This window comes from Streptomyces sp. NPDC048192 (assembly GCF_043202415.1).
Classification (GTDB): Bacteria; Actinomycetota; Actinomycetes; order Streptomycetales; family Streptomycetaceae; genus Streptomyces.
Window position 1 is genome coordinate 18969 of record NZ_JBIDAL010000010.1, and the last position, 14985, is coordinate 33953.

The 14985-nt window shown below is 73.1% G+C and carries 13 protein-coding genes; 8 read left to right on the forward strand and 5 right to left on the reverse strand.

Annotated features, from left to right (window positions below):
• The first annotated feature begins 591 nt into the window (after positions 1 to 591).
• Positions 592 to 1380, forward strand: coding sequence for a hypothetical protein (locus ACGFZN_RS22380; protein WP_393860231.1), 789 nt, complete (start codon positions 592 to 594; stop codon positions 1378 to 1380).
• A gap of 29 nt (positions 1381 to 1409) precedes the next feature.
• Here the strand turns inward: ACGFZN_RS22380 and ACGFZN_RS22385 are convergent, their stop codons facing one another.
• Entirely contained in the window at positions 1410 to 1952 is a 543-nt protein-coding gene (locus ACGFZN_RS22385; RefSeq protein WP_393860232.1) for a CGNR zinc finger domain-containing protein, read from the reverse strand.
• Positions 1953 to 2061: 109 nt separating this feature from the next.
• Here ACGFZN_RS22385 and ACGFZN_RS22390 point away from each other — a divergent pair, with 109 nt between their 5' ends.
• From ACGFZN_RS22390 to ACGFZN_RS22415, 6 genes are all read left to right on the forward strand, one after another.
• Entirely contained in the window at positions 2062 to 2508 is a 447-nt protein-coding gene (locus ACGFZN_RS22390; protein ID WP_393860233.1) for a VOC family protein, read from the forward strand.
• 2 nt (positions 2509 to 2510) lie between these two features.
• Positions 2511 to 3389 carry a pyridoxamine 5'-phosphate oxidase family protein gene (locus tag ACGFZN_RS22395; RefSeq protein ID WP_393860234.1) on the forward strand — a complete coding sequence of 293 codons (879 nt, stop codon included), beginning with the start codon at positions 2511 to 2513 and terminating at the stop codon, positions 3387 to 3389.
• Between the two features lie 9 nt (positions 3390 to 3398).
• Complete coding sequence (locus ACGFZN_RS22400) at positions 3399 to 3884, forward strand: NUDIX hydrolase (protein WP_393860235.1); 486 nt, start codon at positions 3399 to 3401, stop codon at positions 3882 to 3884.
• 201 nt (positions 3885 to 4085) lie between these two features.
• The gene (locus ACGFZN_RS22405) at positions 4086 to 5843 is read left to right on the forward strand and encodes a TIGR03767 family metallophosphoesterase (protein ID WP_393860236.1); all 1758 of its coding nucleotides are present in this window, start codon (positions 4086 to 4088) and stop codon (positions 5841 to 5843) included.
• 94 nt (positions 5844 to 5937) lie between these two features.
• Positions 5938 to 7077, forward strand: coding sequence for a serine hydrolase domain-containing protein (locus tag ACGFZN_RS22410; RefSeq protein ID WP_393860237.1), 1140 nt, complete (start codon positions 5938 to 5940; stop codon positions 7075 to 7077).
• A gap of 151 nt (positions 7078 to 7228) precedes the next feature.
• Positions 7229 to 8548 carry a glycosyltransferase gene (locus tag ACGFZN_RS22415; protein ID WP_393860518.1) on the forward strand — a complete coding sequence of 440 codons (1320 nt, stop codon included), beginning with the start codon at positions 7229 to 7231 and terminating at the stop codon, positions 8546 to 8548.
• A gap of 10 nt (positions 8549 to 8558) precedes the next feature.
• Here ACGFZN_RS22415 and ACGFZN_RS22420 read toward each other — a convergent pair whose 3' ends face one another.
• The 3 genes from ACGFZN_RS22420 to pepN all read right to left on the reverse strand — a co-directional run bounded on the left by ACGFZN_RS22420 (position 8559) and on the right by pepN (position 13300).
• Complete coding sequence (locus ACGFZN_RS22420; protein ID WP_393860238.1) at positions 8559 to 9368, reverse strand: SGNH/GDSL hydrolase family protein; 810 nt, start codon at positions 9366 to 9368, stop codon at positions 8559 to 8561.
• Positions 9369 to 9475: 107 nt separating this feature from the next.
• Positions 9476 to 10513 (reverse strand): hypothetical protein, encoded by a 1038-nt coding sequence (locus ACGFZN_RS22425; RefSeq protein ID WP_393860239.1) that lies wholly within the window; start codon positions 10511 to 10513, stop codon positions 9476 to 9478.
• A 207-nt stretch (positions 10514 to 10720) separates the two neighbouring features.
• Positions 10721 to 13300 (reverse strand): aminopeptidase N, encoded by a 2580-nt coding sequence (gene pepN / locus ACGFZN_RS22430; protein ID WP_393860240.1) that lies wholly within the window; start codon positions 13298 to 13300, stop codon positions 10721 to 10723.
• Between the two features lie 141 nt (positions 13301 to 13441).
• Here pepN and ACGFZN_RS22435 point away from each other — a divergent pair, with 141 nt between their 5' ends.
• Positions 13442 to 14092 carry a DsbA family protein gene (locus ACGFZN_RS22435; protein WP_393860241.1) on the forward strand — a complete coding sequence of 217 codons (651 nt, stop codon included), beginning with the start codon at positions 13442 to 13444 and terminating at the stop codon, positions 14090 to 14092.
• Positions 14093 to 14213: 121 nt separating this feature from the next.
• Here ACGFZN_RS22435 and ACGFZN_RS22440 read toward each other — a convergent pair whose 3' ends face one another.
• Entirely contained in the window at positions 14214 to 14861 is a 648-nt protein-coding gene (locus tag ACGFZN_RS22440; RefSeq protein ID WP_393860242.1) for a superoxide dismutase, read from the reverse strand.
• Positions 14862 to 14985: the final 124 nt, after the last annotated feature.

Consider the following 14985-nt stretch of genomic DNA (forward strand, 5'->3'; position numbering starts at 1 on the left):
ACGGGGAGTTCCGAGGGCGTGGGGGGTGCGCGGGGCACAGGGGGTTCCGGCTCGGGGGGTTCGGGTGACGTCGGCGGGCTGCGGGGCTCGGGGGAGTCCGGTGGCATTGAGGGGCCGCGGGGTTCGGGTGGCGTGGGCGGGCCGCCGGGCTCGGGGGGCTCCGGGGGCTTGGGTGGCGCCGGCGAGCCGCGGGGCTTGGGGAGTTCCGGCGGCGACGGGGGTGTGCGGGGCTCCGGGGGGTCGGGCTCCGGGGGTTCGGGTGACCTCGGCGGGGTGCGGGGCTGCGGAAGTTCCGGCGGCGTCGGGGGTACGCGGGGCTCCGGGAGTCCCGGCGGCGCCGGCGAGCCGCGGGGCTTGGGCGGTTCCGGCGGCGTCGGGGGTGTGCGCGGCTCGGGGGGTCCTGGCGGCGACGGGGGTGCGCGGGGCTCGGGGGATCCGGGCAGCGACTCGCGCGGATCGCACGGCGAGAGCGGTGCTGCGGGGGCACGGGGACCGCAGAGCGAGAGTGGCGTTGCGGGTGCTCGGGGCACCGAGCACCCCGGCGGCTCGGTGAACGGTGTGGGCGGTGAGTACGGCGGTATGGACGCGTTGATGGCCGCGATCACGGGGGAGCCGCTGTCGGAGGAGGCCCGCCGGGATCCCGCCTTCCTCGCCGGGCACCGGGCGGCCGAGGCCGATCTGGCGGTGCTGAGGGATCAGCTCGGCCGGATCGCGCAGGCGCTGACCGGGGAGCAGGCCGAAGGTGTGCCGCGCACCGGGGAACCGGTGACACATGCCGGGGCGGTGCCCGCGCCCGGGGTTCGCGCCGGGCGCCGCCCCCCGCGTCCCGGCCGGCCCTCCGGGTCCCGCCGGGCGGTGCGGGTCGCGTTCGGGGCGCTCGCCGGGGCCGGGGCCTTCGCGCTGGTCGTCGGGTTCGGCTGGATGGTGACGCACTCCGGGGGCTCGGACGGCTCCGGTTCCGCCGCGGCGGCGAAGAGCGCGGGCGACGCCCGGGCCGGTGTCTCCCAGGACGACGGGCGGCCGACCGACCCGGTACGCGCCCTGGCCTGCTCCCGGCTGGTCGTGGAGGGCACCGTGGCGAAGGTGGAACCGCGGGAGCAGTCGCCCTGGAACCGGATAACGCTGAAGGTGATCCGCTCCTACAAGCCCGCGCACGGACCCGCCCGGGTGAACTTCCTGCTCGACGCCGGTGCGCGGCCGGCCCCGCGCACCGGACAGCACGTCCTCGTCCAGGTCGGCGCGGGCCGGCCCGACGCGAGCGTCTGGGCCGTCGGGGACACCCGCGTGGCGGTGAACCGCGCCTGGATCACCCAGGCCCTGCCCGCCTCCCGGCACACCACCTGCCCCACCGCCGAAGAGGCGCCAACGGGCACGCCGTGACCCCCTCGCGGAAGGGCCCGGCGCCGACGTCAGCCTTCCCTGGAGCGCGCGTAATGCCGTGAGGCCTTCGCGCGGTTGCCGCACGCCGCCATCGAGCACCAGCGGCGGGTGCCGTTGCGGGACGTGTCGAAGAAGTGCAGGATGCAGCCGCCCCCGGCGCAGGTCCGGATCCGCTCCGGCGCCCGGCTGATCAGCTCCAGGTAGTTCCGGGCGGCGAGCCAGGCCGGCCCCCAGGACGGGTCGGCGAACTCCGGCTCCTCGGCGGGGCCGTCCGCGGTCAGCCGGGCCCGGATCCGCCCGTGTTCCAGCACGGCGTCCACGAGCGGCGCCGCCTCGGCCGGCGGCCCGTCCACCGCCGCCTTGAGCGCGGTGCGCGCCGCGCGCAGATGCTCCAGCGCCTCGGGGCCGGCCGGGTGGTCCCCGGCCAGCCCGTTGCTCGCGAGCCACACCGCGAGGCCCTCCGTGCCGGCGAGCAGGTCCTGGGTGACGCCGTCCCGGTTCCACCGGGTGTTGAGCAGATCGAGCGCGAGCGGCTCACCGGTGAGCGGACGGGGATCGCGGCTGCTGGGCATGGAGCACTCCTTCCGACCTAACCACTCAAGTGTATGTGACCGGTTGACCCCGGCACATCTAACCCTCTACTGTCGAAGACAACAGTTAGGCACCTGGAAGGGAAGAACCATGGCCCCGCACCTCGCGCACGCAGGACTGAACGTCACCGACCTCGACCGCTCCCTCGCCCTCTACCGCGACCTCCTCGGCTTCGCCGTGCTCGCCGAGGGCAAGGAGGACGACCAGCGCTGGGCGATGCTGGGGGAGCCCGGAGGCGCCCCGCTCGTCACCCTCTGGCAGCAGGCGCAGGGGCCGTACGACAGCGGCCGGTCCGGGCTGCACCACCTCGCCCTCGCGGTCGGCTCGGTCGACCGCGTCCGCGCCTACGAGACCGTGCTGCGGGCCGCCGGAGTGGACTTCGCCCACGACGGCGTGGTCGCCCACCGCGAGGGCGGCGCCACGGGCGGGATCTTCTTCCACGACCCGGACGGCATCCGCGTGGAGATCTCCGCCCCGCTCGGCCCCGACGGCGCCCCGGCCCCCCACGCGGACGCCCCGACCTGCGGTTTCTTCTAGTCATGGGCGCCTACCACGCGGGCTCGCTCGCCCTGCAGGACCTCCTGGGCGTCCGCGACCGCGCCGCCCACGTGGGCCGCTCCCTCGGCCAGGACATCAAGCCGGTCGCGGCGGCCTTCCTGGAGATGCAGCCCCTGCTGGTGGTGGGCGCGGCGGATCCGGGGACGGGGCGGGTGTGGGCGTCGGCGCTCACGGGCCCGCCGGGCTTCGTCCGCGCCACCGGGCCGCGCCAGGTGTCCGTGAGCACCGGCGCCGGGCGGCTCGCCACCGCGCTGCAGACCCCCGGCACGCCCGTGGGCACCATCGCGCTGGACCCGCGCACCCGGCGCCGTATGCGCGTCAACGGCCGCCTGCGGCCGGCACCGGAGGGCTTCGCGGTGGAGGCGGACCAGGTCTTCTCCAACTGCCCCAAGTACATCCAGCGCAGGGCGTCGTACGAGACGGTCGCCGGCCGTACCCCCGCCACGCCCCGGCGGATCACCGAACTCACCGCCGAACAGGCGGAGTTCGTCCGGGCGGCCGACACCTTCTTCCTGGCCACGGTCCACCCCGGCGGAGCCGACGCCAGCCACCGGGGCGGCAACCCGGGGTTCGTCCGGGTCGTCTCCCCGCGCGAACTGACCTGGCCGGACTACCCCGGCAACGCCATGTTCCTGTCCCTGGGCAACCTGCGCAGCGACCCCCGCGCGGGACTGCTCCTCCTCGACTGGACCACCGGCACCACCCTCCAGCTCACCGGCGAGGCGCACACCGAGTTCACCGCCGGCGGCGGGCGCAGCGTGCGCTTCACCCTCACCGAGGCCCTGTGGACCCCGGCCGCCCTGCCGCTGCGCTGGTCGGCGCCCGAATACTCACCGGCGAATCCGGGCATCCCGCGCTAACGTCCGCGCATGCGACGGAACCTGAGGGTGGCGGCCTACGCCGTGTGCGTCCGCGACGAACAGATCCTCCTGGCCCGGTCACCCGGGCCCGACGGCACCCCCGAGTGGGTGCTGCCGGGCGGCGGCATGGAGCACGGCGAGGACCCGTACGACACCGTCCGCCGCGAGGTCATGGAGGAGACCGGTTACCGCATCGAGGTGACCGGTCTCCTCGGTGTCGACTCCTTCCGGCTCGTCCAGGCCGCCCGGTTCTGCCGCCGCAGGGACCACCACGCCCTGCGGCTCCTCTACGAAGGCGAGGTCGTCGGCGGAGAACTCCGGTACGAGGTCGGCGGATCCACGGATTTCGCCGCATGGCAGGACCTCTCGGCCGTGCCGGGCCTGAACCGGGTGCCCGTGGTCGACACCGCGCTGCGGCTGAGGCGGGAGCGTCCCGCGCACGGCCACCTCACCGCCGGAACCCCTCCTCTACCCCAGGAAGTGAACGAGGAGTGACCGCCTCCCGGCCGCGCGCGATCCACTCCATGACCGCGGCCGGTACCCCGTGATCCACGTACGGTGATCGGCGCTGCGCGTTGCCGCCGCGTTCACGCGCAGGTCATCCCCGGTGCCAACGATCCAAGGCGAGCGGGGCGTTCGCGTCAGCGACGGCCCGCGACCACTGCCGACGCGTTCGCACTCGGGGAGATCGCGCCAATGTCGCGCATACGCTCTGTCGCCGCCTCCACTGCTTCCAGCCTGGGGGTCAACCGCCGTACCGTCCTCGCCGCCGCCGGAGCCGTCTCGCTCTCCGCGGGCGTCGGCTACGCCCTCCGCCCCACCGACAGCGAGGCCGCCACCACCGCGGCGGCGCCGGTCGCCCACTCCCGGCAGGCCGGCCCGGCCGCCCTCGCCCCGTACACCAGGGGCACGACCCTCGCCTCCGTCGCCGCACCGCGGAACAGCTCCGGCTACCGGCGGCTCGGCGACGGTGCGGGCTGGAGCCGGGTCGTGCGCAGCGAGCTGGCCGCCCCCAAGTCCGGGCGGGCCGGCCGCCGCAGGACGCTCGCCGCGTTCGTGCAGTTCACCGACCTGCATCTGCAGGACGTGCAGCACCCGCTGCGGCTGGAGTACCTGCGCTCCACCGATGTGCACGCCTGGCGCCCGCAGGAGGCGCTCACCGTGCAGGGCGCCGTCTCGCTGGTGGAGCGGGTCAACGCGCTGCGGGGCGCCCCCGTCACCGGCGCCCCGCTGCACTTCGTGATGACGACCGGCGACAACACCGACAACAACGCCCACTCCGAACTGGAGTGGTTCATGAAGGTGATGAGCGGCGGCCGCATCACCCCCAACTCCGGTGACCCCAAGCACTACGAGGGCGTGCAGAACAGCGGCATGAAGCTGTACTGGCAGCCGGAGTCCACCAGCCGCGACAACGACAAGGCGCTCGGCTTCCCGCACCTGAAGGGCTACCTGGCCGCCGCGATCCGCGAGGTGCTCAGCCCCGGTCTGAAGCTGCCCTGGTACTCCACCGTCGGCAACCACGACGCCCTGCCGCTCGGCTGCTACGGCTCCCACGGCGACCCCTATCTCGCCGAGGCGGCCATCGGCGGCAAGAAGCTGTTCAGCGTCTCCGCCGCCGACGCCAAGAAGCTCCAGGACGCCATCAAGAAGGCCACCGACCCCAGGGGCGCCGGCTACCGCGACTTCCTCAAGGCGCACGCCCGCTCCATGCGCTCGGTCACGCCGGACGAGAAGCGCGTCCCCTACACCCAGGCCGACTACCTCAAGGCCCACCTGGACCCCGCCCACCAGGGACTCGGCCCGGTCGGGCACGGGTACTCCTCGGCCAACCTCGACGCGGGCACCCAGTACTACGCCTTCCGCATCTCCGACGACGTCATCGGCATCAGCCTCGACACCACCGACGCAGGCGGCCACTACGAGGGCTCCATCGGCACCGCCCAGCTGAAGTGGCTGGACAAGACGCTGAAGGACAACAAGGACTCCTACGCCGTCGTCTTCAGCCACCACACCAGCAAGTCGATGGACAACACCCGCCCCGACCCGGCCCGTCCGGGCGAGAAGCGGCACGGCGGCGCCGAGGTGGTCTCGGTGCTGAGCGCCCACGCCAACGTGCTGGCGTGGGTGAACGGTCACATCCACAAGAACGTGATCACCCCGCACCAGGCCTCCGGCGGCCGCTCCTTCTGGGAGATCTCCACCGCCTCCCACGTCGACTACCCCCACCTGGCCCGCATCATCGAGCTGGTGGACAACAAGGACGGCACGCTCTCGGTGTTCACCACCCTGATCGAGTCGGCCGCCCCGCACCGCACCGACTTCGCCGACCTCTCCCAGACCGGCCTCGCCGCCCTCTACCGCGAGCTGGCCTTCAACGCCCCCGGCGCCAACAAGACCCTGGCGGGCAGCGCGGCCGACCGGAACACCGAGCTGGTGCTCAAGAAGGGCTGAGAGTCACCCAACCGGCCCAACGCCGGGCAACCTTCGGGCATGCCGCGCCGGTTTCCTCCCCCGACCGCACCGGACAGCACAGGTTGGGGAAGACATGCGCGTACGCACGACCCTGGTGGCCGCCACGGCCGTACTCCTCTCGGCGGCCCTCGCGGCCCCGGCCGCCGCCACGGCCACGGCCCCGGGCCCCGGGCACGCGGGCACCGCCAAGGCCCTCCAGGCGGCGGTCGCGGCCGGCGTGCCCGGGGTGACCGCCACCGCCGAGGACGGCCACGGCACCTGGTCCTGGTCCTTTACGGCCGGGGTGGGCGATCTCGGCACGGGCCGGCCGCGCTCGGCCGCCGACCGGTACCGCGTCGGCAGCATCACCAAGACCTTCGTCGCCACCGTGCTGCTCCAGCTGGAGGCGGAGGGCCGGCTGTCGCTGGACGACACGGTGGACAAGTGGCTGCCGGGCGTCGTGCGCGGACACGGCCACGACGGGCGGCACATCACCGTCCGCCAGTTGCTCAACCACACCAGCGGCGTCTTCGACTACACCAGCGACACCGGCTTCTACCGCTCGGTCTTCACCGAGGACGGCTTCCTCCGGCACCGCTACGACACCCACACCCCCGGCGAGCTGGTGCGGATCGCCATGCGGCACCGGCCGGACTTCGCTCCCGGCGCCTCCTGGAAGTACTCCAACACCAACTACGTCCTGGCCGGCATGGTGATCGAGAAGGTGACGGGGCACCCGTACGCCACCGAGATCGAGCGCCGGATCATCGCGCCGCTGCGGCTGCGGGGCACCTCCGTTCCCGGCACCCGCGTCACCGTGCCCCGGCCGAGCAGCCGCGCCTACTCGAAATTCGCCGATCCGAAAAGCCCGGCCCGCGACGTCACCCAGCTGAATCCGTCCCTCGCCTCCGCCGCGGGTGAAATGATCTCGGACTCCGCCGACCTCGATCGTTTCTACAGCGCACTGCTCCGCGGAAAACTCCTCCCGCCCCGGCAGCTGGCGGAAATGAAGACCACCGTCGAGGCCACCGGCATCCCGGGCGCGCGCTACGGCCTCGGGATCATGGACCTGCGTCTGAGCTGCGGCGTTCACGTGTGGGGCCACGACGGCGGAATCCACGGCTCCCTGTCCTCGGCGGTCACGACGACGGACGGTGAGCATGCGATCGCATTCAATTTCAACGGCGACTGGGCCGGAGATCCGGAATCGGTGATCGACGGGGAATTCTGTTAGCCGCCGTTTCGTCCGCGTCATTCCGTGTTAACGCGGACGCAATGTCCGTACCGCCTCATATCGGCTAACCCGCTGTGGACGGGGTTGGCTCGATCTTTTTGATCATTCATGCAAGGCGGGTGGTCGCGTGCGCGCGAGGCACGGACTGCGGGTGCTGTCGGTCTACGAGGGCTTCTTCTCCGGAGGAGCCCGGATCGTGCACAGCGACGTCGTACGGGGACTGACCGAGGGCGGCCAGTCCCACCAGGTACTCAGCATTCACGACGAGGTCCGGCGCGAGGCCACCCGGCAGCGCATGGAGGACGACCCCTGCTACCGGGCGCTGACCGTCGACGGCATCGGCGTCACCTCGCTCGGCCGCAGCGCGGGCCTGGCCGACGGCGCGCTCGCGGCGAACGTTTTCAGCGGGCCCGAGCTGGCCGAAACCGCTCGGTCGATGGCCGGGGCGGATGTGATCCTCTCCCTGAAGGAGCAGCCGCTGGCCCTGCTCAACCAGGCCGGCCTGCCCCGCCGCCCGGTCGTGGTCTGCCTGCACCGCTCCGACCCGGAGAACCAGGGCCCCGCCCTCGACCAGCTCAAGGCCGCCCTCGCCGACGGCACGGTGGCCGCCTGCGTGTGCTGCGCCGAGTCCACCCGGGCCGCCTACGAGGCCGCCGGCATCCCGGGCCGCTTCCTGCGCGTCATCCCCAACGGCGTCGACCTGCTCCGCTTCCGCCCCGACCCCGCCGCCCGCCTCGCCGTGCGCGCCGCCCTCGGCATCGCGGACCGGGCGCCGGTGATCGTCTTCGCGGCCCGGTACGCCGCGATGAAGAACGTCCCGCTGCTGCTGAGGGCGGCCCGCGCCTGGCTGGCCCGCGAGGGCGGCGGGCACCTGCTGATGTGCGGCGCCGGGATGACGCCCGGCAACCCCGGGCTGCGCGCCGACCTCGCCGACGCCTTCGCCGACGCGCCGGACCTCACCGGGCGGGTGCATCTGCTCGGCGTGCGGCACGACATGCCGGCGGTGTACGCCGCCGCCGACGTCGTCGCCCTGACCTCCGTCTTCGGCGAGGCGGCGCCGCTGTGCCTGATCGAGGGCATGATGTGCGGCGCCGTCCCGGTCACCACGGACGTCGGCGACAGCGCGGACATCGTCACCGGCCACGGCTTCGTCACCCCGCCGGACCCGGGCGCGATCGCCCTGGCCTGGACCGCGGCGGTCGCCGGCCGCGCGCGGCTGGCCCCGGCGCTGCTGGCCGCCCGTGAGCGCTTCAGCCGCACCCGCATGATCGCCGCGTACGCCGCGCTGCTGGACGAGGTGTACGCCGCGCACGTCGCCGGGCACCGGATCGACGTACCGCACGCCCCGGCCGAGGCCACCGCCTCGCCGGCCCTCCCGGAGGGCGAGGCCGCGCGGTACGCCCTCGCCGGCGAAGCCGGCCTTCTCCAGGGCCCGGCACCCCTCGACGACGAGGGGGCGGACGAGCGGTAGCGGGCCGCGCTCAGGACACCCGGTCGAGCGCCGCGAGATAGCCGCGGGCCTGGCCGGGGGCCGTGGGGTGGTACGAGTCGGTCAGGGACAGCAGGTCGACGCTGTGCAGCCAGGGGGCGCCGGAGCAGATCTCGTGGCCGGTGAAGGCGGCGCGGACGTCGGCGAAGGCGAAGCCGTGCGCGGCGGCGCGCCGGGCGAGCACCGTGTCGAGCTGGTCCACCGCGCGGTTCAGGTCGGCCCGCTCGCTGTCCCGCAGGCCGGACCGGCAGGTGCCGTTGAGCCGGTACAGGTGCGGATAGCCGAGCACCACCACCCGCGCGGCGGGAGCCCGCTTCCTGATGGCCGAGTAGAGCCGGTCCAGGGCGGCCGGGAGGGGCCCCTGCAGGGTGGAGCGGGCGCCGGCCACGGCCGACCGGCACAGCCCGGCGCCGCCCAGCGCGCACGTCGTCATGACGGAGGCGAAGCCCGCGTCGCCGCCCCCGACCGTGAGCGTGACCAGCCGCGTACGGGGCCCGAGCGAGCCGAGCTGGTGGTCCAGCACGTCGGTGGTGCGGGCGTGGTCGCAGGCGGCGAAGGCGAAGGACGTCACCCCGTGGGCCTTCGCCCACAGCATGGGGTACGCGCGGCTGCTGCGCTTGCACTCCGCCCGGCCGGGGAGGTAGTCGCCGGCGCCGACGCCGGAGGAGTAGGAGTCGCCGAGGGCGGTGTAGCTCACGGCCGCCGTCCGGGGCGCCGCCTGCGCCGTCACGGGGGCAGCGGCGAGGCAGGCCGCGGCGAGCACCAGGGCGGACGTACACGCGGCTGTCCGGTTGTGTCGCATACCTCTCATCTTTCGTGGCCCGCACCGGTCCGCCCGCGAGGCTCCACCGTTCGGGTGACGCGGCCGGCGGGCCGGCCGCCGCCCTCCCGCCGCCTCCCGGTCCGTCGCTACCGGGGCAGCACCACGACATAGGCCGCCGGATCCCGGTCGGCGGCGGCCATCAGGGCCGTGCGCACCACCGCCGCCTGCTGCTCCATCGCCTGCCTGAGCTTCTTCGGGGTGATGTGGACGACCGTGATCCCGAGCCGTTCCAGGTACTCGCGCTTGCGCGCGTACTCCGACCACAGCTCGTCGTCGTCCTGCCGGGGCGCCCGCGTGTCCAGCTCCACCGCCACCGCCTGGTCCGGCCAGTACGCGTCCAGGCCGCCGAGGTGCGGGCCGCCGGGCAGCCGCAGGTCGACGTTCCACACCGGGTCGGGCAGGCCGTACTCGCGGACCATCCGGTACAGGCGGGCCTCGGCGATCGAGCGGCCCTCCGCCACCAGCGCGTCCACCGCGTCCACCACGTGCGGCCGGCTCAGCAGCTTCGCCTGCGTCAACTCCCTCACGACGGACGCCGGTTCGCAGTGCCCGCCGCGCACCGCCTCGGTCAGCAGCCGCCGTACCGCCTCCCCGTCCGTCAGCTCCGCCACCGCGTCCGCCAGCGCCCGCGGCACCGGCGCCACCGGCAGGCCCGTCACCGCGACCGGGGTGGGCAGGGCGGGGGTGCGCAGCACGCGGACGTAACCGGCGGAGCGCAGCCGGCGCAGTCGCGGCACCAGCACGTCCACGCGGTCCAGGGAGAGCAGCGGCGGGGTGGCGGAGAAGCCGTGCAGGGTGAGGGCCGCGAGACCGGTGATCACCGCCTCGGCGTACACCTGCTGGTGCGGGGCCTCGGCCGTGGGCTGGGCCGGGACGCCGGGCGCGGACTCGCGGGCCGCGTACAGCAGGGCCCCGTGCAGACGCTCCTCGCCCGTGGGCGGCCCGGGGCGCAGCAGGACCACGTTCGGCAGCAGCATCTGCCAGGGTCCGCCGGGGCGGCACTGCTCGTTCAGCTCGGCCGTCGTCACGCCGTGCGAGCGCAGTTGAGCCGTCGTCAGGACACGGCGGCGGACGTGGGACAGATGCCGGAGGGGGCGGGGGGAGAGCGGGGTGTTGTGCGTCATGGCGTCGGGATTCCCGCGCCCGGTCCCACCCTTAACCGCTGTTACACGCCCGTCGAGAAATGCGGACGATGCGGGACTAAAGGTCAGGTGTTCGGATGCCGACCGGGGAGGGGTAACCCCTGGTCTGATCGGGTGCGGACCAGGGGTTACGGTTCAGTTTGACCGAATTTCGTAACGGTCACCGACCGGGCAAGCTCAGGCCAAGGGTCAGTGGCCGGCGGCCGACGCGTCGCACGCCTGTGCCCGCAGCGCCCGCGCCAGGTCGTCCCGCGCCTCCAGCACCAGCCGGCGCAGCGCCGGCGCCGCGTCCGCGTGCTCCTGCAGCCACGAGTCCGTCGCCCGCAGCGTCTCGGCGCGGTCCTGCAGCGCCGGGAACAGCCCCCGCACGACGTCCATGCCGATCTGGATCGACCGCTCCCGCCACACCCGCTCGATCGCCGCGAAGTACAGCGGTGCGTACGGCGCGGTCAGCTCCCGCTGCGAGGGCTGGGCGAAGCCCGCGATCGTCGCCTCCACCAGCGCATTCGACAGCGTGTCGGACTCCACCACCTGCGCCCAGGCCTGCGCCTTGACCGCCGCCGACGGGCGGGCCGCCAGACAGCGGATCTGGTGGCGCTTGCCGGACGCCGTGTCGTCGCGGGCCAGTTCGGCCGCCAGCGCCGACTCGTCCGCCGCCCCGTGCGCGGCCAGCGGCTCCAGGAACGCCCAGCGCAGCTCCTGGTCCACCTGGAGGCCTTCCAGCTCCGTCGTGCCGTCCAGCAGGTCCCGCAGCAGCTTCAGGTCCGGCTCGGCGGAGGCCACCGTCGCGTAGAACCGCGCCCAGGCCAGCTGCTGCTCGCTGCCCGGCGCGGCCGCCCGCAGCTCCCGCAGCGCTCCCTCGGCCAGCAGGTCGCCGCCGGCCGCCCGCCACTCGGGCGCCGCGTAGTGCACCAGCGCCGAGTTGGCCCAGGCGTGCAGCATCTGCAGCACGCCGATGTCGGACTCGCGGCCCGCGAACCGCAGCACCAGGCCGATGAAGTCCCGCGCCGGCAGCAGCGCGTCCCGGGTCATGTTCCACAGCGCCGACCAGCACAGCGCCCGGGCCAGCGGGTCGGTCAGCGCGCCCAGGTGCTCCTTCAGCGTGGCCAGCGAGGTGTCGTCGAAGCGGGTCTTGCAGTACGTCAGGTCGTCGTCGTTGACCAGGACGAGATCCGGGGCCTCCGCGCCCGCGAGGTCCCCGACGACCGTGCGCGGCTCGTGCACGTCCGTCTCCACGCGCGCGTACCGCTCCAGCGCGCCGGCGCCCGCGCGCCGGTACAGGCCCACCGCGATCCGGTGCGGACGCAGCTCGGGATGCGACTCGGGCGCCTCCTGCACCACCGCCAGCTCGGCCACACGGCCCCCCGAGTCCAGCAGCACCTGGGGGGTCAGCGAGTTGACCCCGGCGGTCTGCAGCCAGGACCGCGCCCACGCCGACATGTCCCGGCCGCTGGTCTCGCCCAGCGCCGACAGCAGGTCGCCGAGCCGGGTGTTGCCGTAGGCGTGCCGCTTGAAGTAGCGGCGGGCGCCCTCCAGGAACGCGTCCTGCCCGACGTACGCCACCAGCTGCTTGAGCACCGAGGCGCCCTTGGCGTAGGTGATGCCGTCGAAGTTCAGCTTGGCGTCCTCCAGGTCGCGGATGTCCGCCGTGACCGGGTGCGTGGAGGGCAGCTGGTCCGCGCGGTACGCCCAGGCCTTGCGGCGGTTGGCGAAGGTGATCCAGGCGTCCTTGAAGCGGGTCGCGCCCACGTTCGCGAAGGTGCCCATGAAGTCCGCGAAGGACTCCTTGAGCCACAGGTCGTCCCACCACTCCATGGTGACCAGGTCGCCGAACCACATGTGCGCCATCTCGTGCAGGATCACGTTGGCGCGGGCCTCGTACGACGCCTGGGTCACCTTGCCGCGGAAGATGTACTCCTCGCGGAAGGTCACCAGGCCCGGGTTCTCCATGGCGCCGAGGTTGTACTCGGGCACGAACGCCTGGTCGTACTTGCCGAACGGGTACGGGTAGTCGAAGTGCTCGTGGAAGAAGTCCAGACCCTGCCTGGTGACCAGGAAGACGTCCTCGGCGTCGAAGTGCGGGGCCAGCCCCTTGCGGCACATCGCGCCGAGCGGGATCTCCAGCTTGGTGCCGTCCTCGAACGTGCGGGTGTAGGAGTCGGTGACGTAGTGGTACGGCCCCGCCACCACGCACGTGATGTACGTGGAGATGGGCTTGGTCTCCGCGAACCGCCAGACGCCGTCGGCGAGTTCGCCCGCGCCGTTGCTCCACACCGTCCAGCCCTCGGGTGCCCGCACCTCGAAGCGGTACGGCGCCTTCAGGTCCGGCTGCTCGAAGTTCGCGAAGACGCGGCGGGCGTCGGCCGGCTCGTACTGGGTGTAGAGGTAGACCTCGCCGTCCTCGGGGTCGACGAAGCGGTGCAGGCCCTCGCCGGTGCGGGAGTAGGCGCACTGCGCGTCCACCACCAGCTCGTTCTCCGCTGCCAGGTCCTCCAGCGCGATCCGCGCGCCGTCGAAGACCTCGCCCGGGTCCAGGTCCCGGCCGTTGAGCGACACCGCGGTGACGCTGGGCGCGATCAGGTCGGCGAAGGTGGAGGCGCCCGGTTCGTTGCAGCGGAAGCGGATCGTCGTCACCGAGCGGAACGTGCGCGGCTCGCCGCCGCCGTCGCCGACGGCGGACCTGAGGTCCAGGGACACGTCGTACCCGTCTACGGACAGCAGGGCGGCCCGCTCCCGGGCCTCGTCGCGGGACAGATTCTCACCGGGCACGGACGGCACTCCCTCGTGATCGCGTGGATGAGATGGAACAGGACCGATCCTGCCATGTGCCCCTGACAGGGGTCAGCAGGGAATGCCGATCGCGAGGGCGTCGTTGACGTTCGGAAAAGTGCCTTTTCGCTGAGGAGAGCCATGTCCGAGTCCGGCAAGACCCCCGTCGACTTCTGGTTCGACCCGCTGTGCCCGTGGGCCTGGATGACGTCCCGCTGGGTGCTGGAGGTGGAGAAGGTCCGGGACATCGAGGTCCGCTGGCACATCATGAGCCTCGCCGTCCTCAACGAGGACAAGCTGGACGAGCTGCCCGAGGAGTACCGGGAGATGCTCGCCACCAAGGCCTGGCAGCCGGTGCGCGTGGTCACCGCGGCCTGGCAGAAGCACGGCGCGGACGTCCTCGGCCCGCTCTACACCGCGCTCGGCACCCGCATCCACAACAACGGCGAGGGCCCGACCCTGGAGGCCGTCACCGGCGCCCTCGCGGACGTCGGCCTGCCCGCCGAGCTGATCGACTACGCCGAGCAGGAGGACTTCGAGTTCGACGCCGAGCTGCGCGCCTCCCACAAGGAGGGCATCGAGAAGGTCGGCCAGGACGTCGGCACCCCGGTGATCGCGCTGCCCGGCCCCGACGGCGAGCAGATCGCCTTCTTCGGCCCGGTCGTCACCCCCGCCCCCAAGGGCGAGGAGGCGGCCCGCCTGTGGGACGGCGCCGTCGCCGTCGCCTCGGTCCCGGGCTTCTACGAGCTGAAGCGCACCAGGACCAAGGGGCCGGACTTCAGCAACCTGTAGTCCGGGTGCCGTGATCGCACGGGAAGACCCCGCGAGGCCTGTCCTCGCGGGGTCCTCCTTTTTCCGCCTGCCCGCGTGAAGGGTGAGAAGACGAACACGAGGCAGGACGTCCAGGCGGCCGTCAGGGCGAGAGCAGCAGCACGCCGGCGCGGGACCTGGCGGCCTCGTACCGGCGGGCCACGTCCTGCCAGTCGACCACCTGCCACATGGCCTCGACGAAGTCCGCCTTCTGGTTCCTGTACTGCAGGTAGAAGGCGTGCTCCCAGGCGTCGAAGACCAGGATCGGGGTGGAGCCCTGACCGACGTTGCCCTGGTGGTCGTAGACCTGCTCCACGATCAGCCGGCCGCTGAGCGGCTCGTAGGACAGCACGCCCCAGCCGGAGCCCTGGGTGGTGGCGGCGGCCTTGGACAACTGCGCCTTGAAACCGGCGAAGGAGCCGAAGGACTCCTTGATCGCCTCGGCCAGCTCGCCGACGCCGTCCCGGGCGAGCGGCTCGCCGCCGCCCTCCTTCGGACCGGTCATGTTCTGCCAGTAGATCGAGTGCAGGATGTGGCCGGAGAGGTGGAAGGCCAGGTTCTTCTCCAGACCGTTGACCGATCCCCACTGCTCCTTGTCCCGCGCCTCGGCGAGCTGCTCCAGCGTGTCGTTGGCGCCCTTCACATAGGCCGCGTGGTGCTTGTCGTGGTGCAGCTCGATGATCTCCGGGCTGATCACAGGGGCCAGCGCGGCGTAGTCGTACGGCAGGTCGGGCAGCGTGTAGACGGGCATGGGCGATCCCCTCTGGAGAACTTGTTATTGCAAGTCTCTTGCAACAACAAGCTAGCAGCAAGAAGGTCTGGGCAACGGAAAGGCCCCCACGTGTCGCACGTGGGGGCCGGCGCCGGGGGTGAGG